Origin of the sequence: Paenibacillus barengoltzii NBRC 101215 (assembly GCF_004000745.1) — a bacterium.
Classification (GTDB): domain Bacteria; phylum Bacillota; class Bacilli; order Paenibacillales; family Paenibacillaceae; genus Fontibacillus; species Fontibacillus barengoltzii.
Genome location: NZ_BILV01000091.1, coordinates 1 through 23,813, shown reverse-complemented (window position 1 = coordinate 23,813; position 23,813 = coordinate 1). Strand labels below are relative to the sequence as shown.

Genomic DNA, 23,813 nt, shown 5'->3' with positions numbered 1-23,813 from the left:
GCTCGCGGAGCTGCAAGAGCAGCGTGACGCTCTGCAGCTCCGCGCCGACGAGCTCCTCCAGCAGTATGTCACCCTGCTGGAGGAGCATCCCAACTGAAGGAGGTTGTCCCTATGAACCATGGGAAACCGGTATTTGAGCTCCACCCGGATGACCCCCGGGTCAAGGCGCTGGCCAGCGCCGATCCTCGGATGGGCCGGCTGATCGCCCTGATAGGAAGCCTTGCGACGAAACCGCAAGGCCCTTGGTTTACCGAGCTGGCTCGCTCGATCATCAGCCAGCAAATCTCGGTGAAGGCCGCCTCCACCATTCGCGGCCGTGTCATCGAGTTGGCCGGGGAACTGTCCCCGGCCGCCCTCTTGGCCCAAAGCGACGCTGACCTGCGCGCCGCCGGGCTGTCCGCATCCAAAGTCGCTTACCTCAAAGACTTAAGCGACAAAGTCCAATCCGGTCAGCTCGACCTAGACCGGCTGCAGGAACTTGATGATGAAGAAGTCATCAAGCTCCTGGTTTCCGTAAAGGGCATCGGCCGTTGGTCAGCCGAAATGTTCCTCATCTTCGCCCTGGGCCGCGAGCATGTCGTTTCCTATGGGGATGCCGGTCTGCAGCGTGCGGCAAAATGGGTGTATGACATGGAGGAGCGCCCGGACCGCAAATATTTACAGCAAGCCGCTGCGCAATGGCCATCTTATGGCTCCATCGCCTCGCTTTACTTATGGGAGTCCATCAACCGGGGCCATGTAGATTCGGGAGAAACCTTCAACGAGCGGCTGGCCAGTTTCGGAATTCAGACAGATTAAGCTTGTCGAAGGAAGAATTTGGATATATTATAATATAGAAGGTGATATTTTCTATTTTTAGAGATAAATTATAAAAAGTGGGGTCGAATCGCTGTGTTTTCATTATCGGAAGTCCGTCGGCCGGTCAAGTGGTATCTGTTCGGTCTGATCGCATTTGTGGGCATTGTATCGAGTCTTATCGTCCTGATCTATAACGACCACTTCCTCTTAGGCGACCCGGTTCACCCGAACAATGATGACGTGAAGTATATTCAATCCGCGCGCCTTCTCCTGAATGAAGGCGTACTTGCTTATAATACCAAAGAGGCGCCTTCTGCCTTCATCATGCCCGGGCTGCCGCTGATGCTGTCCGGGTTTATGGCGGTTTTCGGCCAAGAACAAGGCGGTGTCGTGGCATTCCGCCTATTCCAGTGCCTTCTGCAAGCGTTTTGTATTTATCTGATCTTTTGGATCGGTTATCGCACCTTTAACACCCGGGCGGCGCTGATCGCCTGCACCGTATCTGCCTTCTATCCACCCGACTACTTTTCCTCCGGGGTTATTCTCTCAGAAACAACTTTTCGCACGTTGCTGCTGCTTCTCGTCTGTTGCACCATCCTCGCCATGGACCGAGACGGACCTGCTTTATACGTCCTTATCGGCGTCCTGACGGCTGCGGCGGCTTACTTCAAGCCGCATGCTTCCTTGTACCCCGCCGTTTTGCTGATCATTTGGCTGCGCATGAAGCTGCCTTGGCGGACGATGTTGAAATATACCCTTTTCATCGGAGGGACTTATGTTCTGTTGTTAACCCCGTGGTGGATCCGCAACTGGGTCACATTCCATGAATTTATCCTGTTCACCAATTCCGGCGGAAGTCCGTTCTTGCTCGGCACACGTATCCGTTGGCAACTGCCGCCGGCTGGTTTCTTTGAGGCTTACCCTCAATATGATCCGGAAACGATATTCCAGGGCGCTGATTCCACGGCAATTCGCAAAGGGCTGGATATCCTCCGATACGGATTCACGCATGAGCCGATGAAGTATTTGTATTGGTATACGTTAGGAAGATGGGTGGAGCTGTATTTCCATCCGTTTTATTCGCGCCCGTTTTGGCCGATCAGCCGACCGGTCATGGACCATATCCAAGTTGTGATGATGTACGTTAATATGGCCGGCATTTTATGGGCCGTAACGAAAAACCGTCTCAAGCTGGATCGCTTACTCCCGCTTTTGTTGGCGCTGGCTTATTTCACCTTGATTTATATTCCGTTCGTGGCGTTTAACCGCTACGGTTATCCCAATATGACGCTGTTGATCCTGTTCGGGTCTTATCTGATTGGCGACATGATCTCCCGAGTTCTGCGCCGTTCCCATCTTCGATCCGAACGAAAGGGGGCCTGTGCCTCATGATACCAAAACCGCCTCGTATACTGATCATCATACCGGCTTATAACGAGGAAGCCAGCATCAGCTCGGTCATTCGCGATATCCGTAAGCACGCGCCGGAGGCCGATATCCTCGTCATTAACGACGGTTCTTCCGACCGAACGGAGAGCTGTGCACGGGAAGCCGGAGCCAAGGTGCTGACCCTGCCTTACAATGTCGGGATCGGCGGAGGGATGCAGACCGGTTATCTCTATGCGAAGCAAAAAGGCTATGACATCGCCATCCAAATGGACGCCGACGGACAGCATCCAGCTGAAGAATTACATAAGCTAATCGCCGGAATCGGCGAGCAGGATCTTGTCATCGGCTCCCGGTTCCTAGGGACCGCTTCCTTCCGTTCGTCCACAGCGAGACGAGCGGGGATCGTCTTCTTCTCCAAGCTGGTCTCCTGGGTTACCGGCGAACGCTTCACCGACACGACCAGCGGCTTTCGCGCTGCCAGCCGTAAGGTCATTGAACTGTACGCCCGGTACTATCCAACCGATTATCCCGAGGTGGAATCGATTGTGTATCTGAAACGCCACGGCTGCAGAATCGCGGAGATCCCCGTGCAAATGCGAGCCCGCACCGCTGGTAAATCATCGATTACCCCTTGGCGGTCGATTTACTACATGGTGAAAGTGACATTATCCGTACTCATGAGCGCGTTACGGCGCCCACTTCATCAGACGGCGGTGATAGAATAAATGTCGATTTACATTCTATCCGTGTTGGTCGCCGCGTTGTTTCTCTTGTTTGTCCTGGAATTGGTCCGTCGTCAAAAACTGAGGGAGCAATATTCCCTACTCTGGATTTTGTTTAGTGTCATCCTGCTGATCTGCTCCACCAATATTGGGCTTATCGAATGGATCGCGGATCAGCTAGGAGTTAAATATGCACCTGCCGTGTTGTTCCTGTTTGGCTTGCTCTTCTGTTTTGCATTCATTCTTCACCTAACGATCGTCATTACACGCCTAACCGCCCAGGTGCTGCGCTTAACCCAAGAAATCGTCATTCTAAAAGAACGGGAGGCGGTCCGTGAAAATGGACAAAACCATTAGTTACCTCATGCTATTCGGTAATATTCTGCTTCTCGTGACAGGACAAGTTCTGTTTAAAATCGGCCTGGCCCGTACCGGCGGGCTTCACTGGAACAAGCTGGCGACCTCACCTGCAGTGATCGGCGGCATCGCTTTGTATGGGGTAGCTACGTTGCTATGGTTCGCGGTGCTGTCCCGCCTCCCGCTGAGCGTTGCTTATCCGCTTCAAGCGCTGGCGTACGTCCTGGCGCTTCTTCCGGCCTATTTCCTGTTCCACGAAGCGATCACTTGGACCAAGCTGCTGGGTGTATTCGTCATCTTACTCGGCGTAGTTTTACTGGCGAGATCATAACACAGACTTGTGTGCTCTACTCATAGATTCGCACATCATACTCACAGTGTTCGTCGCCGCATACATTACATTTCGTTTCCCGTACGCTCACTTTGCGGCCTAGCAGCTTACCGAGTGCCCCTTCCAAAATGGCACCTTCCAGATCGCACACCTTCTTCTCCTCCATCACCGGCAATCCCTTGCAAAAACAATCCTCTATCGCAATCCGCATCCATCGCTCACTTTGCTCCACGATCTGCGGCAATCCGATCCGCAGCTCGGCGAATAAATGGAGCAGCTCGTCCAACGTGGTGACGGGTAAGCTTTCGCCAATCTTGCGACCGATGGAGGCGGTGGTGCCTTTCCCCTCGAGAGGCAACCCCTGGCGCATCCCAATCAGGCGAATCGCCCGGAACAACTCCAGCGGCACCTGATCCCCAAGCTGGGTACGGTCGATTTGTCGCAATTCATCAAATGTAAATTCTTTCATCTGTCTTCCTCTCCTATCCATGGAACTGAACTCGATCCGTTGATAGGTTTAATTTCCCATATCCACATCCGAAAAACCTTGATCTTCATCAAGAATTCGACAGATATATTGTGATAATAATCACTAGTCCGTCGCTCGCCAACGATTAAGTTAGAGGTAGATGAATACGAATACGTTTTTCCAAGAAAGGAGAGATCCCAGATGAAATCCTGTGCTTGCCACATTCAAGATACAGCCTCAGCCCCCTCCTGCCTCGCGCGCGTTCCGGTCTTTGCGCAGCTGCGCCAAACGGAGGTTGAGTTGCTCCATTCCGTCATGCGTACCTCACAATACCATAAAGGGGAGATCATTTTCCGTGAAGGAGATCGTTCGGATTCGCTGTTTGTGGTGAACCGTGGAATCATTAAGCTAACGAAGCTGGAAGATAACGGCAAGGAACATCTCATTCGGCTTCTGTTTCCCGGGGACTTCTTCGGCCAATTTTCTCTGTTACAGGAAAAACCCCATTACGCTAGCGCCATCGCGGCGGACACGACCGGCATCTGCCGGATTCACCGCAGTGATTTTCTAGATATTCTGCGGCGTGATCCCGATACAGCGGCCCGATTTATGACCGCGCTTAGCACCCAACTGGAGGAAGCCGACGCCTGGGCAGCCGTTCTGACCCTACTTGAAGCCGATCGGCGTCTTGCCAAGATGTTATTATATTTTCGTCGCAAAGCAGCTCCAAACTCCCGAGAGTTCACCTTACCCATCTCCAAAAAAGACCTCGCCTCCCTCATCGGCGCCACACCGGAGACGCTCAGCCGCAAACTGCGCCAGCTTAACGACGAGGGCGTGCTAACCGTAACGCGTCGGCAAATTTTGATCCACGATGAAGCCGCACTATACCACCTCGCCGGCGAGGACTAGGCAGCTGCAAAAGCCGCCTCGACTTGGGTGGCCGGCCCGGCTTGGTCCTGACTTGACTGCCAAGCTGGGCTTTGACTAAGAATCTCCCTTGATCAGTTCATTTTCACCATTATCCCTTTCGATCAGTTCATGGACACGAGCTCTCACTACCGGCTCTATTACACCATTATCCCGATTCATCAGTTCATCTACTGGATACTCGTTAATCCAGCTGATCAGATGCGGATGCTTTGTATGAACGTCCCTTTGCGCGGTGATCTCTTTGCACGATGATCCCATTGGTTCAGGTTCATTACACCAATATCCCTTTAACTCAGATTACTAAGCTTGAGGAACACTACACCTGCTATCCCTTTTGCTCAGATACAAAAGCGCGAGGAAGCCATCTAGCACATTGACTCAAATTACAGAACTAAGGAAACGTGGCTACAGACAACACACAACATATCACTTTTCAGCATCTGAACAAAAGGGATAATCATGGAAAGGACCCTCCCAAACATACCCCTCCCCGCCATCTGAGCGAAAGGGATAATCGTGTAAAGGACCCCAGCAGAGATACCCCCGCCCCCCTAGTAAAAAGAAATACGCCCCTTCCAAACAGGGGCGTACCATCATCATTGTTAAATCCATTTGAACGCAGGGCGATTTTGACCGCCAACGCTTATACGGCTTCGGGCTCGAAGCTACCTTGGGTGAATTGGCTGTTGTACAGGTCGGCGTAGAAGCCGCCAAGGGCCAGCAATTCGTCGTGCGTGCCTTTTTCGATGACGGTGCCGTGGTTCATCACGAGGATGAGATCGGCGTCGCGGATCGTGGAAAGGCGGTGGGCGATAACGAAGCTGGTTCTGCCTTTCATCAACTCTTTCATCGCTTTTTGGATTTGCACCTCAGTCCGGGTGTCGACGCTGCTTGTGGCTTCGTCGAGAATGAGGATCGCCGGATCAGCCAGGATGGCCCGGGCGATCGTCAAGAGCTGCTTCTGCCCTTGTGAAATGTTCGATGCTTCCTCATTCAGCACGGTGTTATAACCGCCCGGCAGCGTACGGATAAAGTGGTCGGCGTACGCCGTTTTGGCGGCCTTCACCACTTCCTCATCGGTGGCTCCTTCCCGACCATAAGCGATGTTGTCACGGATCGTGCCATTAAACAGCCACGTATCCTGCAGGACCATGCCGAACAGACTGCGCAGGTCACCGCGTCTCATCTCGGCGATGTTCACTCCGTCCACGGTGATCGAACCGCCATTCACTTCATAGAAGCGCATCAACAGGTTGATCAACGTTGTTTTGCCGGCGCCGGTTGGCCCGACGATGGCGATCGTTTGTCCCTGTTTCACGTTGATGTTCATATCTTCGATGAGCAAATGCTCCGGATCGTAGCCGAACTGAACGTGATTGAACGCCACGTCGCCGCGAGGTTTTTCCAGAACCACGGGGTTCGCCACTTCCGGCACCTGCTCTTCTTCATCCAGGATTTCAAACACCCGTTCCGCCGAAGCCACGGTCGACTGGATGATGTTAGCGATGTTCGCTGTTTGCGTAATCGGCATCGTGAACTGACGGGCGTACTGGATAAACGCCTGTACGTCCCCGATTTCTATCGATTTCTTGGTCACCAGGATCCCGCCAACCACCGACACCAGCACATATCCGATGTTGCCGATAAAGCTCATGATCGGCATGATTACGCCGGAGATAAACTGCGCTTTCCAACCGGCTTCATACAGCCGTTCGTTAATGGTGTCGAACTGCTCCAGCGATCTCGGTTCGCGGCCAAACGCCTTAATTACCTTGTGGCCGGTATACATTTCTTCAACATGGCCGTTCAGTTGGCCAAGTTCTTTTTGCTGTCTGACAAACTGCTTCTGCGAACGTTTGGCGATTGAGGTGATGGCCACAATGCTCAGCGGCAGCGTCAGCACCGCAATCAAGGTCATCAGCGGGCTGATCGACAGCATCATCACGATCACCCCGATGATCGTCAGGACCGAGGTGATCAGCTGCGTCAAGCTTTGCTGCAACGTTCCGGCAATGTTGTCGACGTCATTGGTGACCCGGCTGAGAATTTCCCCGTGTGTTCGAGCGTCAAAGTATTTGAGCGGCAGCTTGTTCAGCTTGGCGTTTACATCCTTCCGCAGGTCATACACCGTCTTCTGAGCCACGCCGGCCATCAAATACTGTTGGACATACCCAAACAACGCACTCAGCACATACAATCCGATCAGGATCATGATGATCTGCCATACATAATGAAAGTCGATCTCCGCGCCGGGAACCCCTTGAACCTTCGCAACGATTCCTTCAAACAGCTTGGTTGTCGCTTTCCCCATCACCTTGGGGCTAAAAATGCTGAACAGCGTACTCAGAATGGCCATCACAAATACAGCCATTAATTGATATTTATGTGGTCTTAAGTATCGGATCAACCGTTTTAGGGTTCCTTTGAAATCCTTTGCTTTCTCCACCGGCATCCCCATGCGGGGGCCGCCATGACCCGGACCATGCCCTGGACGAGGACCGCCGAATCTGCGCTTATTCGATGATTGCTCCTGACTCATGCGATCTCCTCCTCCGAAAGCTGCGAATACACAATTTCTTTATAGACATCGCAAGTTTCCATCAATTCCTGGTGTGTGCCGATGCCAGCGATTTGACTTTCGTTCATAACGATGATTTGGTCCGCGTCAAGCACAGTGCTTACCCGCTGCGCCACGATGATCACCGTAGCCTCCTTCGTCTCTTCCTTCAAAGCTGCCCGCAGCTTCGCATCGGTCTTGAAGTCCAGAGCCGAGAAGCTGTCATCAAAAATATAAATTTCCGCCGGACGAACCAAAGCCCGTGCAATCGACAGCCGTTGCTTTTGACCGCCCGACACGTTGGTGCCGCCCTGAGCGATCGGCGATTCAAAACCTTGCTCCATCTTGGAAATAAAGTCGGTCGCCTGGGCAATATCCGCGGCGCGCCGCACTTCTTCGTCAGTCGCATCCTCTTTGCCATAACGGATGTTCTCGCTGATCGTTCCAGTGAACAACACCGCTTTTTGCGGGACAAACCCAATTTTGCTGCGCAGCTCCTCTTGGGTCATATCACGGACATCCACACCGTCTATCCGGACACTTCCCTCCTGCACATCATAAAACCGCGGAATCAAGCTGATCAACGTGGATTTCCCGGAGCCCGTCCCGCCGATGATCGCCGTAACCTGTCCCGGCTTGGCGGTAAACGTAAGATCCTGCACCGCCGGTTGCTCCGCACCCGGATAGCTGAAGGTCACATTCTGGAACTCGACCAGCCCTTTGACCTCAGTCGATGAAGATTTGCCCTTCGCCGAATCTTTGATCACCGGAACCATATCCAACACTTCGTTGATCCGGCTGGCTGAAGCTGACGCCCGTGGAATCATCACGAACATCATCGAGACCATCACCAGCGAGAACATGATTTGCATGGCGTACTGGAGAAATGCCATCAGATCCCCAACTTGCATATGTCCAGAGTCGATCCGCAGCCCGCCAAACCAGATGATTGCTACGGAGGACAGGTTCATCACCAGCATCATGACCGGCATCATAAACGCCATAATTTTGTTGACCTTGATCGACGTATCGGTCAAGTCGAGGTTGGCCGCGTCGAACCGTTTGCTCTCGTAGTCCGTCCGATTAAACGAACGGATGACGCGAATCCCGGTCAGGCTTTCGCGCATAACGAGGTTCAGTTTATCGATTTTTTTCTGGATCGCTTTAAATAAAGGCAGTCCTTTCCGTGCGATGAGGAAGATCGCTCCGGCCAAGACCGGCAGAACCACCACCAGTACCAGCGACAGCGTGGCGTCCTTCGAGACGGCCATAATAATGCCGCCCAGACACATCATCGGCGCCATAACCATCATCCGCAGCATCATAATCAGCACTTGCTGGACTTGGGTAATATCGTTGGTCGTACGGGTAATCAGCGAGGCAGTGCCGATGCGATCAAACTCCTCTAGCGAAAAGTTTGATACATGCTTGAACACCTTGCCCCGGAGCAGCTTCCCGAACCCGGTTGACGCTCTGGCAGAATAGTAGCTGGCGGCGATGGAGCAGGCCATGCCTCCAAGTGCAACCAGCAGCATCAGACCGCCGATTTTCCAAATATACGGGGTATCACCATTTACGACCCCATGATCTACGATGTCGGACATCAGCGTTGGCAAATACAGCTCGGATAACGTCTGGAAGAAGACGAGTACGAGCACCGCTACCACAAGCCAGCGGTATGGTTTCAAATTGCGGAAAAGCTTGATCAATTTCCATCATCTCCACATGTTCGATTCGTATCATTGCTCTTGGCTTCTATTCGGGTTGGCCCTCATTTCCATATACGTGTAAACCTGCTCCAACAGTTCAATTAACTGCTGGCTCTTCTCCTCGCCTAGGTACTCAACCAATCCCTGGATTTGGGCCGACCTTTTCTTGGCGATCTCCTTGACCTGTGCGATTCCTTGCTCCGTCAGTTTGACGCGAACCGCCCGGCGATCCTCCTTGTCGTTATAACGCAATACCATCCCGCGCTCTTCCAAGCTGCGAACCAGCGGCGTGACCGTCGGGGAAGCGACCTCTAGCATCGCGCTCAGCTCTGAAACCGTTACGCCACGCTCATCCTTCTCCATGCCATGCAAAATATAAAACATCAATCGGACTTCGCTGGGTTTAAACTCCGATGGCGTTAGTTTGCTAAGATCCATTCTCCGAAAGCGGTGAAACGTCTTCAGCAGCCGCTGCGCCTGTGAGTTGTCACCGGTGAACAAATCAACCCCTCCTTTTCATTTGTTTTCATTATTTAATATTTAGGTATCCTATTTATTTGTAAACCTAATTATAATAACCCGCCTAAGCGAAGTCAAGCACCCTCAAATTTCGGACATAGAACCAAAAAAAAAGACCGCCCCAACCGGTCGAAATGCCCGATTGTTACGGTCGAAGTGGGAAACAGAGTTATGGACGCGACTGCCCTGGTTTCAACTCATACAGACTCTTGAACTCGTAGCCTTGCCGGCGAGCCTCATCGATGATCGCTCCCAGTGCCGCCGCATTGTCCTTGGAGACGGAGTGCAGGAGGATCACGGCGCCGGGATGCAGCTGCGATACCACCTTCTGATAAGCATAATCCGCTCCGCGTTGGTCGTTCACATCCCAGTCCTTATAAGCCACGGACCAGAACACATTCGTATACCCCAGCTCCTTCGTCACACGCAGCGTTCGATCGCTGAATATCCCGCGAGGCGGGCGCAAGAAGTCCATCTTGGCTTGCCCGGTGACCTTTGCCGTGGCGCTTTTGACCTTCTCCAGTTCCTCCCGAATCTGGGCATCGGAGATCGTCGTCATGTCCGGGTGGCTCCAGGAGTGGTTGCCGATCAAATGGCCCTCAGCAACCATGCGCTTTAGCAGCTCCGGCTGATCTTTGATGTAGTGGCCAGTGACAAAAAATATCGCAGGTACCTTCTTCGCCTTCAACGTATCCAGAATCGGGGCGGTATACCCGTTCTCGTATCCGTTGTCAAACGTCAGAAACAACGCTTTGCTCGAAGGATCACCGAAGAAAATCGCGCCGTGCTTGTCGATAATATCTTTGAACCCTTCCTCATTAATAGAGGGGAGCTGACCGCCAACGCTCTTTTTAAATCCGAAATGATGAGCAACGTCCGCTTGGGCATCCGCCACAGGGACCCCTGTTCCGAACAGCAAACTGACCAGCAATGAACAGATTAAAGCAAACTTCACAGCTGTCTCTCCTTCATGCTTTTCAAGGTATTCGAAATTCGACATGCGCCCTTACTATCTGTCAAATTCCCGGGAAATATGCACCTTTTCAAGCAACCGTTCACTGCATGCACTCTCGATTTATTCCGAATGTGGCGTCAAGACCTCCTGTGCAAACCGGATCCATTCCCGAGTAGCGAAAGACAAATACCGATCGTCACGCCAAATAATGCCAAGCTTCCACGGAATCACCGGGTTGACGAGCGGGATAATCCGCACGCCTTCGTCGTCGATTTCGCGGCAAATCGTTTCCGGCAGCAAGGTGATGCCGAGACCGACCGCCACCATTTCACTGATTAGATCCCATTGGGAACTCTCGTAAATGATATGCGGATGGAACCCGACCTTCGCGCACGCCCCGATGATACGGTCATGCAGTGTAAAGTCCTCACGGAACAACACGAACCCATCCGGGGCTAGCTCAGCCAATTCGACGCATTCCCGTTCTGCCAGCCGGTGCGAGGGATGGACGACTAGATTCAGCTTTTCTTCCACGAACGGAAAATAGCTCAGCTCCGCCTCCACGGTCGGCAATACGGCCACGCCCACATCCAGTAATCCCTTAGCGACGTCTTGCTCTACTTTTTTGGCACCGTCTTCAAATAATTGAATCGTAATGTCGGGATAACGTTGATGAAACTCCCCAATCACCCTCGGAAAAAAACTCGCCCCCACCATCGGCGGAAGCCCAATACGAAGATGTCCTTTCTTTAAATTACGCAAGTCGTCAAGCTCTGCCATCAGATTCTGAAAGGAGGTCACGATCTGCTGGGCTTGCGTTGCGATAATTTGTCCCGCGTCGGTCAGCTCGATCTTTTTGCCAACGCGGTCAAACAGCACTACCCCCAGCTCCTCCTCCATCGCCTTAATCGTTTTGCTGATGGTTGGCTGCGTGATGTACAGCGCTTCAGCCGCCTTCGTGAAGCTTCGCAGCCGTGCGACTTCGATTAAAACCTGCATTTGTCGGATATCCAACCGTCTGAACCCCTTTAGCTCAATTTTCTATAACGAAGTGGAATGATATTTATTCTTTATATTCATTTTACTCATGAAAATAATCGATGTAAAATTTCATTACTAACCAAAAAAAGAAGGGAGCTGCTGAAATGAACAAGATGAAAGAGATCGGCATCGGGATTGTTCAAGTCGCCATCCTGTTCTTCGCCGCGATGGCCTTGAATAAAGTCGCGGAGCTGCTCCATTTACCGATACCAGGTTCCATTATTGGCATTGCCTTGTTGTTTATCTTGTTAAAAACAGGCGTCGTCAAGCTGAAATGGATTGAGCGGGGCGCCAATTGGCTGCTGGCCGAGCTGCTGCTGTTCTTCGTTCCTGCTGCCGTCGGCGTCATGCAATACATTCCTCTGCTCGAAAGCGAAGGCGTACGGATCTTGATCGTAGTCATCTTGAGCACCGTCATCGTGATGGTTTGCTCCGGGCTTGTCGCCTCTCGCATCGAAAAACGAAAGGAGGGCCGAACTTCATGATCCTTGGCATACTATGTTTAGCTTCTACCCTCATGATCTATGCTTTATCTAAACGGCTGTACCGGATACGGCCAAGAGTGTATCTGTCCCCGTTGCTGATTACTCCGTTGATTCTGGTGATCGGCTTACTCTGGGCGCAAATTCCTTATGAAACTTATCATTCCGGCGGAAAATGGCTTAGCAACCTGTTGCAACCGGCAACAATCGCTTTTGCTGTTCCGCTGTACAAATACTACAACGTCCTGAAAAAACACGCTGTCGAAATTCTCATTAGCGTGATTTGCGGCTCGGTGGTCGCGATGTTCTCCTCCGCCGTTCTCGCAGAGTGGCTGCACCTGGACGCCCAATTGATTAACAGCTTGATTCCACGTTCGATTACGACACCGATCGCGATGAATGTATCGCAGGTGATCGGCGGCGTCCCGAATATTACCGCGGTCTTTGTAATTTTGACCGGGTTGCTGGGCGCCATGCTGGGACCGCTCGTCATGAAACTGTTCCGCATTGAAGGCGAGGTTGCCCGAGGTGTATTGTTTGGGACCAGTGCCCATGGCACCGGGACATCCAAGGCGTTTGAGCTCAGCACGTTGACCGGGACAATTTCCAGCATCTCCATGATCCTGGCTGCCCTGTTTACTTTAGGGGTCGCCCCGATGCTGATGGCTGTATTTCACTTCTAACCCTACGGCACGTTCGGCCAATCAGGGTACTTCGTTTAGGTTCCTCCAAATTTTATATATTGATGCTTGAAGCCTCGCTGAAGCGGGGCTCTTTTTTTGTCGGTTCAAACCAAACACCCCCCTTGCCTTCTTACGCGAGGCGAGGGGGGTGTCAGTGATGGATAAAGATTCGTACGCTGGGGTAACTCGTCTGCAAGAAATTAACCTTGCCTTACGCCCTGCAGGCTGCGGCAATGCGGGCAATTTTCTTTAACACATACCTTTTCCTTCAAGGCCTGTAGATTGGAAACGACGAAGCCTTTGCGGCTGACCTGAACGATGCCTTCCTTGCGGAGGCTGGTCAGAAGGCGGCTCACCGATTCCCGGGCAAATCCGATGGTACTGGCGAGCTCCTGGTGTGTAATCGGGATCGGAACCACCACTTCCTCCCCCCGCTTCACGCCGAAATGCTCCGCCAGATAAATCAAAAACGAGATTCCACGGTCTTCCACACCCCGTTGATTGAAATTCAACAGTTTGTCTTGAAGCTCGCGGATTTTGCTGCTCATCAGCCCCATCATCTTGAACGCCAGATCCGGCGATCCCGCCAGAAGCTGCTCAAACGTGCGAAGCGGGAGGGCCAGCAAGCTGGTCTCAACGACAGTTGTGGCGGTCACTGGCGAGACCTCCGCATCAAAACGGCCCGTCAGCGGGAACATATCGCCTTGCTTCAGGAACGAGTAGATCTGTTCATTGCCTTTCTCGTCCGTTCGGCTTGTTTTGATTAACCCGTTCGCCACAAAATAGATTGACTCCACCTCATCCCCTTCCCGGAACACCGCCGCCCGCCTTGGCAACAGACGGGGAACGGTAAGCCGAGCGATTTGAGCTGCTTCATCAGCCGTCAGCCCTTGGAATAAGGGGAAGGAGCGCAGGAGATGACTGGAATGGCTCATCTTCCCCGCCCCCTACTCGAAGTTTTCTTCTTCGGTGACATTAGGCTTGCGCAGGTGGAACATCGAACGAACGATCACGTATACCAGCGGTACAATCCCCGCGACGATAAAGATCGTGTCCGGAATCATTCGCAGCCACAGCAGCAGGTTTACCGTATCTTGTTGATAGAACGAAAAGTCGCGCGCCGACCAGAACCCAAAGTCAAACGAATGCTTCAATTGGATAAAACCAACCGGCAGCAGGGTGATGACGATCATCCCGGTTAATCCGATGTTTAAACCCCAGCAAGAGATGCGCAGCAGCTTGTCGTTCCACTGCTCCGGCTTCACGATGTTGCGCATCGTGTACAACAATACGGCGATGGCGAACATCCCGTACACGCCCATCATTGAACCGTGGGCATGCGCCGTCGTCAGCGTGGAGCCGTGCATGAAATAGTTCACCGCAGGCAGGTTGATCAAGTAACCGAGCACCCCGGCGCCAACCAAGTTCCATATCGCGGTTGACACCAGAAAACGGAAGGCGGAGGTGTAAGGGAACGTCTGACCGCCATCCTTCATCATTTTGTATTGATCGTACGCTTCCAGAATCAACAGCGTCAGCGGAATGACTTCCAGCGCCGAGAAGACCGCGCCCAGGGCAATCCAGATCTCGGCCGACCCGTTATAGTAATAGTGGTGGCCAATCCCGATCACCCCGCTGCCCAGCAGCAGGATCAACTGAAACAACAGAGAGCGAATCGTCGATTCCTTGGTAACCAACTTCATTCGTACCATCAGGAAGCCGATGACGACGACGGCAAACACCTCAAAGATCCCTTCGACCCACAAATGGATAATCCACCACCGCCAATAGTCGGCGTAAGTGAATGAAGTTGTTGGATTAAAGAAAAAGGCAAAGATATAGAAGAACGGCACCGCGATCGCCGAATAGAACAGCAAATGCGTTAACCCGCCCTTATCGGTTTCCATCCGCAGCGCGCTGCGGATTGCGCGGTACACGATGTACAGCCAGATCGCCATACCGATGACCAACAGGATTTGCCAGAAACGGCCCAGCTCCAGGTACTCCCAGCCTTGATGGCCCAGCCAGAACCACAGGTTGCCGAGGTAACCTTTGGCTCCAAGCCATTCCCCGACTGTACTTCCCGCCGTAAGCACGACCAGCGCCCAGAACAAGATGTCTACCAGCAGTCCTTGGCGTTTCGGCTCCTTCCCGCCAACAAGCGGGGCCACATAAATCCCCATTCCCAGCCATGCCGTCGCTACCCATAGGATCACGAGCTGCAAATGATACGATTTCGCGATATTGAACGGGAACAGCTTGACGATCCAATCTAACCCAAAGAAGGTGTTGGGTTCAACGTAATAATGCGCCAACAAAGCGCCAAACCCTACCTGGATCAGAAAGAGCAGCACAACGACGAGAAAATATTTCGCCGTTTTCACCTGACTAGACGTCACCGGCATACGGTTCAGATCCAGCACCGGGAAATTGCCCGGCTCATAAGCCTCCTGCATATACAGCCGGTAGCGGTTGTAGAAATACAGGATTATTCCCAGCACTAAAATCAAAATCGTCATGCTGATGCCGCTCCAAAGTACGGCGGAATAACCCATCGTATTGCCCGCATCCTCGAAATACGGCCAGTTGTTCGTATACGTAATCGTGTCGCCCGGTCGCTGCGTACCGGACAGCCATGCGGTCCAGAAGAAGAAGTCTGCAATTTGCTTGCGCATATCCCCTGGCGCCACATAAGCGCGGCCTTCTTCCGGCATCGTATCGTTCTCGAATAAATTTGGCTGGATACCGCGCCCGTCGCCCTCCGTAAAGACGTGATCATAATAAGCGCGAACCCGCTTCAGACCTTCTGCCTGACCGTCTGTCAGCACCAAGGTCTTTGCATTTTTGTCGTAGCGGTTCTGCTTCATTTCCGCCTTGACCTTCTCAAAAATCAACGTTTGCTGCTCCGGGGCCAGATCGGCATAATCCATTCCGTACTCGGCTTGCGCATGATGGTCATGCATGGCATCCGTAATGATTTTTAGCGCCTGTGCGGTGTAATCCGGCCCAAGATAAGAGCCATGACCCAGCACGGTGGCATAATCCATCAGACCATACTTCTGAAATACCGCCTGACCTCCGGTAATCTGCTCCTGAGTCGTCAGAACTTTACCCGCACTATTGACAACTTTAAGCGGCGTAGGTGCCTGCGATTTAAAAATCCAATATCCTCCAGCAATAAGCACCGTGAAGCTTAGCAAAAGGACACAGATCAAAATTCCCTTCAAAAATGAGTTCTGGGCTTGATTTCCCTTCATTCCTCGTCTCTCCTTTCCTCTAGACAGAATCAGGATAAGATGACGGAACGAAGAGAATTGTGATTCGGATTACAAATCTGGATTTCTTTATCTTTCCACAACGAAAAAGATCACATTTATTTCAAATTTTCCTTAAGTTTACTCTCCAATGCGAACCGGATTCCCCGTCCGGGCCGACTCCAGGGCGGCGCAGGTAATCTGTTGCGTTTTTACAGCATCCGCATAATCGGATAAAATCCGCGACGTATCACCGGTACGCAGAGCATGAATAAATGCCTCCGTTTCAGCCAAATAAGGGTTGTCTTTCCCCGTGTAGGCCGTCTTCGTCCCCGGAAGATCGATCTCCAGCCGCTCGGGACTCCAAGTCAAAATACCTGAATCCGTATACAATTTCAGACCTACTTCGGACACGCCGCCGGGCAAAATACAGGTATTGGAGATGGTGGCAACGGCCCCGCTTTGCAGCTTCATCGTGACGGTGCCCACATCCGGGACGGTGACGTTCTCGAAGCGTTCCTGCACCACGCGATTCCCGTAGGCAGCATACACCTCGCGGACTTCGCCTGCGGTGTAGCGAAGCAGGTCTACAATATGGGTCGTCTGCTCCACGAACTGTCCGCCAGACCCCTCTTGGTTACGCCACCAAGCCACTTGCGGCATATCGCCCATCCAGGTGCCTAGAGCCATCCCAATCTTCTGTCCTTCGAGCGATTCCTTCAACTGACGGATCGATTCTTTATAACGAAAATGATAGCCTACCGCATGAACCAACGGCTTTTGCTCCAACCGCGAGAGGATGCGTTGCGGCGTCTCCAAGTCGGCTGCCAGCGGCTTCTCCACAAAAAAAGGGATACCGCGCTCAATCAACTCGGTTTCGATCTCCCCGTGCGCCATTGGCGGGATACAGAGATAAACAGCATCCAGCTTCAGTGAATCCAGCATATCCGTGAGGTTCCCGAAGCCAATCGCTCCTGGGTAGCGGTCTGCCAAGGCCTGTGCTTTAGCGGCTGTCGTTCCGGTAACCCCTGTCACGCGAACGCCGTCCAAACTTGCCAAAATATCCCCATGCACCTTGCTAAACCAACCTGTTCCAACGATTCCGATCTGTAATGTCATGTGTACCCCTCCCTGTATGATCAAAATGTCATCGACCAACTACCTCTTTAAGATACTGTTTATCCTTAAGAACCACAAGTTTTGGTGCTATGCCACCTTTCTCATTAACTGTACTTGAAATTATTACAGTTACATTTTATACTAGTCACAGGAAAAAAATGAAAGGGTGGAGAGAACATGAGCACGTTAAATCAAGTGGACGTCAAAGATTTTTATACCGTACTTAAAGAGAGACATTCTGTTCGAGCCTATGACCCGTCTGTGAAAATTCCCCGCGAGGAATTGAAAGAGATCATCGAGCTTTCATTGTCCGCTCCGTCCTCATCTAATCTGCAACCGTGGCGTTTCCTGGTCATCGACGAGCCTGAGCTGAAGCAGAAGTTGCTCCCGATCGCCAACAATCAGCAGCAGGTTGTGGATTCGTCCGCTGTGATTGCAGTACTGGGAGACCTTCGTTCGTATGAACGGGCCGAAGAGATCTACTCCGAGTCGGTGCGTCTTGGGACAATGACGGAAGAGGTCAAAAATAATTTTGTCGAGCGTCTGCATAAAGGCTATGGCGGCATGGGACCGGAACGTTTGCATCAAGTCAACCTGTTCGACGCTGGATTGGTATCGATGCAACTGATGCTGATCGCCAAAGCCAAAGGCTACGACACCGTACCGATGGCCGGATACAATGCCGAGCAATTTGCCGAAGCATTTGAAGTGCCTGAAACGCTGAAACCAATCCTGCTGATCGCAATCGGGAAAGCTGCAAAACCAGCCCACGCAACGGCGCGCCTGTCGGTAGATCAAGTCACTTCCTGGAACGCTTTCCAGAAATAATTTTCTTTAAATTTTGAGAGACCGGAACCGCACGGAAGGAACCTGTGGAGCCGGTCTTTTTGTGTCTGAAACCGCGGCTTCCGGACATAATACTCCTATTCCGCCTTGCCACAAAGCCGTTCTTCCGCTCCAGTTCATCTCATTCGATCATCAAGTTGATCTCAAATTAGCTTTGTTCATAGCTGACATCAATATTACAATAGAGGTCATAATTATCGTGAAATGGTGAACGTACTCATCCGATTACGCACATCAGAAAGGTGGAGTGGATCATGGCTTTAACACAGCAACGCGAAGCAGGCCTGGAGGCAGCTCGCAAATATGTAGATCAGGTATATGAGACCGTACAACAACGGAATCCGGGGGAATCGGAATTCCATCAAGCCGTCAAGGAAATCCTTGACTCGCTGGTTCCTGTCTTCGCCAAACATTCAAAATATCAAGAGCATGGGATTCTTGAACGCATCGTCGAGCCGGAACGAATGATCACCTTCCGCGTTCCTTGGGTCGATGACCAAGGCAAAGTCCAAGTGAACCGAGGCTTCCGGGTTCAATTCAACAGCGCGATTGGTCCTTATAAAGGCGGACTTCGTTTTCATCCATCTGTAAATGCCAGCATCATCAAATTTCTAGGGTTTGAACAAATTTTCAAGAACTCATTGACCGGTCAACCGATCGGCGGCGGCAAAGGCGGATCGGACTTCGACCCGAAAGGCAAATCCGATCTTGAAGTGATGCGCTTTACGCAAAGCTTCATGACCGAGTTGTCCAAATACATCGGTCCAGATACCGACGTGCCTGCAGGCGATATCGGCGTAGGTGCTCGCGAGATCGGCTACATGTTCGGCCAATACAAACGGCTGTATGGCAATGAAACCGGCGTTCTGACCGGGAAGGGCCTGAACTATGGCGGCAGCTTGACGCGGACCGAAGCTACCGGCTACGGGCTGGTTTACTTCACCAACGAAATGCTGGCAAGCCGGGGGGACAGCTTCGTCGGAAAAACCGTTGTTGTCTCCGGTTCCGGGAACGTATCGATCTACGCAATTGAGAAAGCGCAGCAGCTTGGCGCGAAAGTTGTAGCTTGCAGTGATTCGAACGGATATGTGTACGACAAGAACGGCATTAATCTGGCAACCGTGAAGCGTTTGAAAGAAGTCGAGCGCAAACGGATCAAGGAATATGTGAACGAGCATCCAACTGCGGAATATGTAGAAGGTTGCCAAAATATCTGGAGCATCCCTTGCGACATCGCTTTGCCTTGTGCAACACAGAACGAAATCAATGAAGCCTCCGCGAAACTATTGGTGGCCAACGGCGTCAAATATGTCGCTGAAGGGGCCAACATGCCGTCTACGCTGGAAGCCATCGAAGTTTATTTGAACAATGGCGTATACTTCGGACCAGCGAAAGCTGCCAATGCCGGCGGGGTTGCTGTTTCCGCTCTGGAAATGGCGCAAAACAGCGCAAGACTCGCCTGGTCGTTTGAGGAAGTGGATGCTAAGCTGAAGGATATTATGCGCAACATCTATCGCAGCAGCGTAAACGCAGCTAGAGAATACGGGTATGACGACAACCTGGTTGTCGGCTCCAATATTGCCGGCTTCCTGAAGGTTGCTGACGCCATGATCGCTCACGGAGTTGTATAAACCAAGCAGTGTGGAATAACGAAAAAAAAGAGTCGCCCCGAGGATATAACCTCCTGGGCGACTCTTTATATCTAAGGCGTTTAGTAAGCTAAAGCATCCAGCGCTTTGATGTGGGACAAATACCGGATGTTACTTGCTTCCTTCATCAACGTAGCTGGCAAGCCGCGCAGCTGGGTATTGCTTGCCCCGATCGTCGCTACAGCGTCTTTGCGGCCAAGCGAGGCCAGCGTACCGGAGTTAATCGGGCTGAATGCGTTCATCGTCTTGCCGTTGAGGTAAGCGAACAGGTTGTAACCGATCAGCTCACCCATTTGCCAAGCGATTTGCGCCGTTGGCGGATAAGGACGACCGTCCGGGCCCATAAATACGGCACTGTCACCTGCAACGAATACGTCTGGATGAGAGACGGACTGCAAGAATTCATTCACCGAAGCACGGCCGCGGTTGACTTCCAGTCCCGATTCGCCAACCAGCGGATTGCCTTGCACGCCGCCGGTCCAAACAAAGGTGTTGGCGACGATCTTTTGACCATCCTTGAGATCGATGGTGTTGCCCTCCACATTGGTTACCGGCAAGCCAGTTAGGAACTTCACGCCGCGTTTCTCAAGGCTGGCAGTCGCGCGTTCGATCAGCGCATCCGGCAACACTGGCAAGATCTTTGGTCCAGCTTCTACGAGCAGGAGCTTGATGTCGCTTTGCGGTACGCCGTATTTCTTCGTCAACTCTGGCAGCTTATCGGCGATTTCCCCAACCAGCTCGACGCCGGTCAATCCGCCGCCGCCGATCACGATCGTAGCATCGGCTTCGTTGCCGCTTGCCGCATATTCGCGAATCCGCGATTCGATATGCGCATAGATCCGTTTGGCATCGTCCGCCGATTTCAGCACCATGCTGTGCTTCTCCAAGCCTGGGATGCCAAAGTACGCCGTAATGCTGCCCAGACCAACAACCAGTGCGTCATAGGACAACACGGTGCCGTCGGAGAGCTTCACTTCTTTTTTATCCACCGAAAAACTCTCTACTTTCGCGATCCGCAAATCGATATCTTTGCCTTTAAACAGCTTATCAAGCGGCAAGGAAACCGCGCGTTCGGAAATGCTGCCCGCAGCAAGGCGATGCAGCTCTGTAATGATTTGATGCGTCGGATATTGGTTAACCACCGTGATCCGCGCCTGCGATTTATCCATAAACTTACGGGCCGACAATGCGCTGAGTACGCCGCCATAGCCGGCGCCCAAAATTAAAATATGTTTTGACATAATCGTATTCCTCCGTTAGTTTTGTTGGCGGTCCCGTTCACCGGACACTTGAAGGTAGGCGTTAACGAATCGGAGCAGCTTTTGCGTTTGCGGGTCCTTCAACATCTTCATCAACCCAAACACGCCAATCACTTCTTGGCTTTCCTCTGCGCGATCCTTCGCTTCGATCACGTTAGCAGCCAAATGCTTCACCTTGCCTACCACTGGGCCGGCAATTTCCGAAATGGCGCCAACCGTATCATTCTTCAGGATTTCATCCGTTGCCACCGCTTTGGCAAAATCATACGTTTTCGTCAAAACCCCAACGAGCTCATTTAATTTTGGAAGCTGCTCTACCAGAGCGGTCAGCGATTGCTGCACCTCCGGCTTTAAGAGCTGCTCCAGGAGCTCCTGCTGCCCACTTGCGGTACCAGCTACGGATTGCTCCGTTTTTGTTTCAGTAACTGTCTCTGACATATTCGATTCTCCTTTGCGATAATCTGAGGATTCGCTTGCCGAACTGCTGTTCAAGCATAGTGTTCCTCCTTTGGATGCCTCTAACCCATTTTGAGTTAGTGAAAATTTGCACATCTTAAACCTGAACAATCCGAGTAAATTGTAACACATTTTCAAGAAAAAAGGACCGTGCAAGTGACAAAATTCACGGCCCTTATCGATATCATTTTTCGATGAATCCTAAATTCCGCATGACGACGGCAAATTTTCCTTCAAAAAATCATAAAACAGTTTTTCCGTTGGCGCGAGTTCGCGATTCGCTGGAATGATCACCCCAACGTCCCGAGTGACCTGCGGCTCGCTCATTGGCAGCGATACGATTGTGGAAGGAATATGCTCACCAAGCGCAATCTCGGGAAGCAGCGTCAGCCCCAATCCGGCGGACACCAACCCCTTGATCGCATCCAGATCATCTCCTTCAAATGATACCTTCGGCTGGAATCCAATTTGATCGCAGGCGTCAACCACGATTTCCCGCAGGACAAAGCCTTTTGGGAATAATACGAACACATCCTCCCGCAGTTCGTCCAGCCCGACGGATTCGCGGTCAGCCAAACGATGTCCGGCAGGCAACAGCACCTTGAACCTTTCGCGGAACAACACCTCGCCGGTGACTTGCGGTTCCCCTTGGGGCACCGGACCAATCATGGCCAGATTCATCACGCCGCCGCCGACCCAGTCCAGCAACTCCCGGTAGGATCCATGCTGCAGTTGAAAATGCACCTCCGGATACCGGCGCCGAAACGCCGAGACCACCGTGGGCACCAGGTTGGCCGCCAGACTGCTCGGGAACCCGATGCGGACGGTCCCGCGCTCCGGATCCAGATACTCGTTGATTTCCTGGCGCGCCTGCTCAAGAACCTTCATCATTTGCTCCATATGCTGCAGGAACTGCCGACCGATCGGCGTCAGCTTCACCTTCCGGCCTTCATGGACAAACAGATCGACGCCCAGCTCCGCCTCCAGCTTAAAGATTTGCCGACTGACCGCCGACTGCGACACATGCAGCGCATACGACGCTTCCGTCACATGCTCGAGCTTAGCCGCCTCAATAAAGTATTGGATTTGTCTGAGCTCCATCCCCTCACCCCGTTCGCTGCATTTTTCACGCTATATCCGATTGGGATTGACCAAACCCAAACCCTTATAGCTTACACCTCATGTAAATATATTAAGAACCATTATATCGGCTCCTATATGAAAACGGAAGCAGAAAAGGCGATTTAATAAATCATAAGTCGCCCTAAGCGTTACCAACGCTCTGCCAAGTGTAAAAATGCAGTTCATCCCACCCGTTTTGCGCCGAAAAAGGGCAACGGAATGCAAAAGTACCGTTCAGTTCAGCAAAATCGTGATTCCAAGGCGAATTTGGGCGAAATCAACTGCACTTTTGCAGTTAAGAGGCAAATTAAGCGTATGTTTCCCGAACTCAACTGTACTTTTGCAGTTCGCCTGCCTTACTGTACCTTTCTTCCTCCTATAAAAAACGGCGATGCCGGTTTCCCTTGCATCGCCGCCTTATTTTTAGTATGTGTCTTACTCCTCCGGACAATCCAGCCGGTACAAATTGCGGTACCGCGGTTCGCGGGCCAGCAGCTCCGCGTGGGTGCCGCGCATCACGATCCGTCCGTGCTCCATGAACACGATCTCATCCATCTTCTCGGCACCAACAAGGTGGTGCGTCACCCAGATGAGCGACTTGCCCTGCGTCGTGCGGAAGATCGTCGCCAGCAGCTCGCGTTCCGTGCGCGGATCGAGGCCGACGGTTGGCTCATCGAGGATGAGCACCGGCGTGTCCTGCAGGAGGATCCGCGCCAGAGCGACGCGCTGCCGTTCGCCGCCGGAGAACCGCTGGCCGGTCTCCCGCATCGGCGTGTTCAGCCCCTGTGGCAGCGCCGCGATCAACGAGCCGAGCTGCGCCGCCTGCGCGGCCCGCGCAATCTCCTCGTCCGTAGCCGAAGGCCGGCCGAGCCGGATGTTGTTCGCCACCGTGGTGTCGAACAGGTGGGGGCTTTGATTCAGCACGGAGATGACTTCCGGCATCCGCTCGCCGTAGGCGGCGGCAGGGATGCCGTTAATTTCAACCGTGCCTGCGCTTGGGGCAAGCGCCCCCTGGATCAGCTTCAGCAGCGTCGACTTGCCGGCGCCGCTGCGGCCGATCACCATCACCCGCTTGCCCTGCGGGATGTCCAGCGAGACGCCGTCCACGGAGTCGGCGTCCTCCGCGGCGTAGGCGAAGCGCACGCCGCGCAGCCGCACCTCGG

General features: G+C 52.5%; 23 protein-coding genes. 10 read left to right on the top strand and 13 right to left on the bottom strand.

The window, feature by feature from the left end:
• Positions 1–111: 111 nt before the first annotated feature.
• The 5 genes from PBA01S_RS19940 (at position 112) to PBA01S_RS19920 (ending at position 3,597) form a co-directional block, all read left to right on the top strand.
• Positions 112–798 (top strand): DNA-3-methyladenine glycosylase family protein, encoded by a 687-nt coding sequence (locus PBA01S_RS19940; RefSeq protein ID WP_016314237.1) that lies wholly within the window; start codon positions 112–114, stop codon positions 796–798.
• Between the two features lie 93 nt (positions 799–891).
• Positions 892–2,190: an ArnT family glycosyltransferase gene (locus PBA01S_RS19935; protein ID WP_028539211.1), complete on the top strand. Its 1,299-nt coding sequence runs from the start codon at positions 892–894 to the stop codon at positions 2,188–2,190.
• Complete coding sequence (locus PBA01S_RS19930; protein WP_085278120.1) at positions 2,187–2,912, top strand: glycosyltransferase family 2 protein; 726 nt, start codon at positions 2,187–2,189, stop codon at positions 2,910–2,912. The genes PBA01S_RS19935 and PBA01S_RS19930 overlap by 4 nt, the downstream gene beginning before the upstream one ends.
• Positions 2,913–3,266, top strand: a complete 354-nt coding sequence (locus PBA01S_RS19925; RefSeq protein WP_028539209.1) for a DUF2304 domain-containing protein — start codon at positions 2,913–2,915, stop codon at positions 3,264–3,266.
• Positions 3,250–3,597, top strand: coding sequence for an EamA family transporter (locus tag PBA01S_RS19920; protein WP_036700441.1), 348 nt, complete (start codon positions 3,250–3,252; stop codon positions 3,595–3,597). Before PBA01S_RS19925 ends, PBA01S_RS19920 begins: the two co-directional genes overlap by 17 nt.
• A gap of 16 nt (positions 3,598–3,613) precedes the next feature.
• Here PBA01S_RS19920 and PBA01S_RS19915 read toward each other — a convergent pair whose 3' ends face one another.
• Positions 3,614–4,066, bottom strand: a complete 453-nt coding sequence (locus PBA01S_RS19915; RefSeq protein ID WP_028539207.1) for a V4R domain-containing protein — start codon at positions 4,064–4,066, stop codon at positions 3,614–3,616.
• Between the two features lie 201 nt (positions 4,067–4,267).
• Between PBA01S_RS19915 and PBA01S_RS19910 the strand changes: the two genes are divergently transcribed.
• On the top strand, positions 4,268–4,978 hold the full coding sequence (locus PBA01S_RS19910) for a Crp/Fnr family transcriptional regulator (protein ID WP_127576588.1): 711 nt from the start codon (positions 4,268–4,270) through the stop codon (positions 4,976–4,978).
• A 664-nt stretch (positions 4,979–5,642) separates the two neighbouring features.
• Here PBA01S_RS19910 and PBA01S_RS19905 read toward each other — a convergent pair.
• From PBA01S_RS19905 to cidR, 5 genes are all read right to left on the bottom strand, one after another.
• Positions 5,643–7,538, bottom strand: a complete 1,896-nt coding sequence (locus tag PBA01S_RS19905) for an ABC transporter ATP-binding protein (RefSeq protein ID WP_028539204.1) — start codon at positions 7,536–7,538, stop codon at positions 5,643–5,645.
• Positions 7,535–9,265, bottom strand: a complete 1,731-nt coding sequence (locus PBA01S_RS19900) for an ABC transporter ATP-binding protein (RefSeq protein WP_127576587.1) — start codon at positions 9,263–9,265, stop codon at positions 7,535–7,537. Before PBA01S_RS19900 ends, PBA01S_RS19905 begins: the two co-directional genes overlap by 4 nt.
• A gap of 30 nt (positions 9,266–9,295) precedes the next feature.
• Positions 9,296–9,766 (bottom strand): MarR family winged helix-turn-helix transcriptional regulator, encoded by a 471-nt coding sequence (locus PBA01S_RS19895; protein ID WP_085278118.1) that lies wholly within the window; start codon positions 9,764–9,766, stop codon positions 9,296–9,298.
• 187 nt (positions 9,767–9,953) lie between these two features.
• Positions 9,954–10,784: a delta-lactam-biosynthetic de-N-acetylase gene (gene pdaA, locus PBA01S_RS19890; protein ID WP_371859556.1), complete on the bottom strand. Its 831-nt coding sequence runs from the start codon at positions 10,782–10,784 to the stop codon at positions 9,954–9,956.
• Between the two features lie 75 nt (positions 10,785–10,859).
• Positions 10,860–11,753: a cidABC operon transcriptional activator CidR gene (cidR, locus tag PBA01S_RS19885; RefSeq protein ID WP_028539200.1), complete on the bottom strand. Its 894-nt coding sequence runs from the start codon at positions 11,751–11,753 to the stop codon at positions 10,860–10,862.
• 140 nt (positions 11,754–11,893) lie between these two features.
• Between cidR and PBA01S_RS19880 the strand changes: the two genes are divergently transcribed.
• Together PBA01S_RS19880 and PBA01S_RS19875 are read left to right on the top strand one after the other, a co-directional pair.
• The gene (locus PBA01S_RS19880) at positions 11,894–12,265 is read left to right on the top strand and encodes a CidA/LrgA family protein (protein WP_028539199.1); all 372 of its coding nucleotides are present in this window, start codon (positions 11,894–11,896) and stop codon (positions 12,263–12,265) included.
• A complete protein-coding gene (locus PBA01S_RS19875; RefSeq protein ID WP_127576585.1) occupies positions 12,262–12,945 on the top strand; it encodes a CidB/LrgB family autolysis modulator in 684 nt (227 codons plus the stop codon). Before PBA01S_RS19880 ends, PBA01S_RS19875 begins: the two co-directional genes overlap by 4 nt.
• A gap of 200 nt (positions 12,946–13,145) precedes the next feature.
• Here PBA01S_RS19875 and PBA01S_RS19870 read toward each other — a convergent pair whose 3' ends face one another.
• From PBA01S_RS19870 to PBA01S_RS19860, 3 genes are all read right to left on the bottom strand, one after another.
• Complete coding sequence (locus tag PBA01S_RS19870) at positions 13,146–13,880, bottom strand: Crp/Fnr family transcriptional regulator (protein ID WP_051416987.1); 735 nt, start codon at positions 13,878–13,880, stop codon at positions 13,146–13,148.
• Positions 13,881–13,892: 12 nt separating this feature from the next.
• On the bottom strand, positions 13,893–16,202 hold the full coding sequence (locus tag PBA01S_RS19865) for a nitric-oxide reductase large subunit (protein ID WP_028539197.1): 2,310 nt from the start codon (positions 16,200–16,202) through the stop codon (positions 13,893–13,895).
• Positions 16,203–16,340: 138 nt separating this feature from the next.
• Positions 16,341–17,318, bottom strand: coding sequence for a Gfo/Idh/MocA family protein (locus PBA01S_RS19860; RefSeq protein WP_028539196.1), 978 nt, complete (start codon positions 17,316–17,318; stop codon positions 16,341–16,343).
• Between the two features lie 177 nt (positions 17,319–17,495).
• On the opposite strand from PBA01S_RS19860, the gene PBA01S_RS19855 reads away from it, so the two are divergent.
• Positions 17,496–18,146 carry a nitroreductase family protein gene (locus PBA01S_RS19855; RefSeq protein WP_028539195.1) on the top strand — a complete coding sequence of 217 codons (651 nt, stop codon included), beginning with the start codon at positions 17,496–17,498 and terminating at the stop codon, positions 18,144–18,146.
• A gap of 272 nt (positions 18,147–18,418) precedes the next feature.
• Positions 18,419–19,795, top strand: a complete 1,377-nt coding sequence (gdhA, locus tag PBA01S_RS19850; RefSeq protein WP_028539194.1) for an NADP-specific glutamate dehydrogenase — start codon at positions 18,419–18,421, stop codon at positions 19,793–19,795.
• 80 nt (positions 19,796–19,875) lie between these two features.
• On the opposite strand, the gene PBA01S_RS19845 is transcribed toward gdhA, so the two are convergent.
• From PBA01S_RS19845 to PBA01S_RS19830, 4 genes are all read right to left on the bottom strand, one after another.
• Complete coding sequence (locus PBA01S_RS19845) at positions 19,876–21,054, bottom strand: NAD(P)/FAD-dependent oxidoreductase (RefSeq protein WP_127576584.1); 1,179 nt, start codon at positions 21,052–21,054, stop codon at positions 19,876–19,878.
• A gap of 15 nt (positions 21,055–21,069) precedes the next feature.
• On the bottom strand, positions 21,070–21,510 hold the full coding sequence (locus tag PBA01S_RS19840) for a DUF1641 domain-containing protein (RefSeq protein ID WP_016314257.1): 441 nt from the start codon (positions 21,508–21,510) through the stop codon (positions 21,070–21,072).
• 219 nt (positions 21,511–21,729) lie between these two features.
• The gene (gene gltC / locus PBA01S_RS19835; RefSeq protein ID WP_028539192.1) at positions 21,730–22,629 is read right to left on the bottom strand and encodes a glutamate biosynthesis transcriptional regulator GltC; all 900 of its coding nucleotides are present in this window, start codon (positions 22,627–22,629) and stop codon (positions 21,730–21,732) included.
• A 456-nt stretch (positions 22,630–23,085) separates the two neighbouring features.
• The coding region (locus PBA01S_RS19830) for an amino acid ABC transporter ATP-binding/permease protein (protein ID WP_127576583.1) at positions 23,086–23,813 on the bottom strand (728 nt) is incomplete at its 5' end.

Bases quoted from the DNA above. Each gene is read 5' to 3' on its own strand.
- PBA01S_RS19940 (WP_016314237.1), top strand. From the start codon at position 112: ATGAACCATGGGAAACCGGTATTTGAGCTCCACCCGGATGACCCCCGG.
- PBA01S_RS19930 (WP_085278120.1), top strand. From the start codon at position 2,187: ATGATACCAAAACCGCCTCGTATACTGATCATCATACCGGCTTATAAC.
- PBA01S_RS19925 (WP_028539209.1), top strand. From the start codon at position 2,913: ATGTCGATTTACATTCTATCCGTGTTGGTCGCCGCGTTGTTTCTCTTG.
- PBA01S_RS19920 (WP_036700441.1), top strand. From the start codon at position 3,250: ATGGACAAAACCATTAGTTACCTCATGCTATTCGGTAATATTCTGCTT.
- PBA01S_RS19915 (WP_028539207.1), bottom strand. From the start codon at position 4,066: ATGAAAGAATTTACATTTGATGAATTGCGACAAATCGACCGTACCCAG.
- PBA01S_RS19910 (WP_127576588.1), top strand. From the start codon at position 4,268: ATGAAATCCTGTGCTTGCCACATTCAAGATACAGCCTCAGCCCCCTCC.
- PBA01S_RS19905 (WP_028539204.1), bottom strand. From the start codon at position 7,538: ATGAGTCAGGAGCAATCATCGAATAAGCGCAGATTCGGCGGTCCTCGT.
- pdaA (WP_371859556.1), bottom strand. From the start codon at position 10,784: ATGTCGAATTTCGAATACCTTGAAAAGCATGAAGGAGAGACAGCTGTG.
- PBA01S_RS19880 (WP_028539199.1), top strand. From the start codon at position 11,894: ATGAAAGAGATCGGCATCGGGATTGTTCAAGTCGCCATCCTGTTCTTC.
- PBA01S_RS19875 (WP_127576585.1), top strand. From the start codon at position 12,262: ATGATCCTTGGCATACTATGTTTAGCTTCTACCCTCATGATCTATGCT.
- PBA01S_RS19870 (WP_051416987.1), bottom strand. From the start codon at position 13,880: ATGAGCCATTCCAGTCATCTCCTGCGCTCCTTCCCCTTATTCCAAGGG.
- PBA01S_RS19865 (WP_028539197.1), bottom strand. From the start codon at position 16,202: ATGAAGGGAAATCAAGCCCAGAACTCATTTTTGAAGGGAATTTTGATC.
- PBA01S_RS19860 (WP_028539196.1), bottom strand. From the start codon at position 17,318: ATGACATTACAGATCGGAATCGTTGGAACAGGTTGGTTTAGCAAGGTG.
- PBA01S_RS19855 (WP_028539195.1), top strand. From the start codon at position 17,496: ATGAGCACGTTAAATCAAGTGGACGTCAAAGATTTTTATACCGTACTT.
- gdhA (WP_028539194.1), top strand. From the start codon at position 18,419: ATGGCTTTAACACAGCAACGCGAAGCAGGCCTGGAGGCAGCTCGCAAA.
- PBA01S_RS19845 (WP_127576584.1), bottom strand. From the start codon at position 21,054: ATGTCAAAACATATTTTAATTTTGGGCGCCGGCTATGGCGGCGTACTC.
- PBA01S_RS19840 (WP_016314257.1), bottom strand. From the start codon at position 21,510: ATGTCAGAGACAGTTACTGAAACAAAAACGGAGCAATCCGTAGCTGGT.
- gltC (WP_028539192.1), bottom strand. From the start codon at position 22,629: ATGGAGCTCAGACAAATCCAATACTTTATTGAGGCGGCTAAGCTCGAG.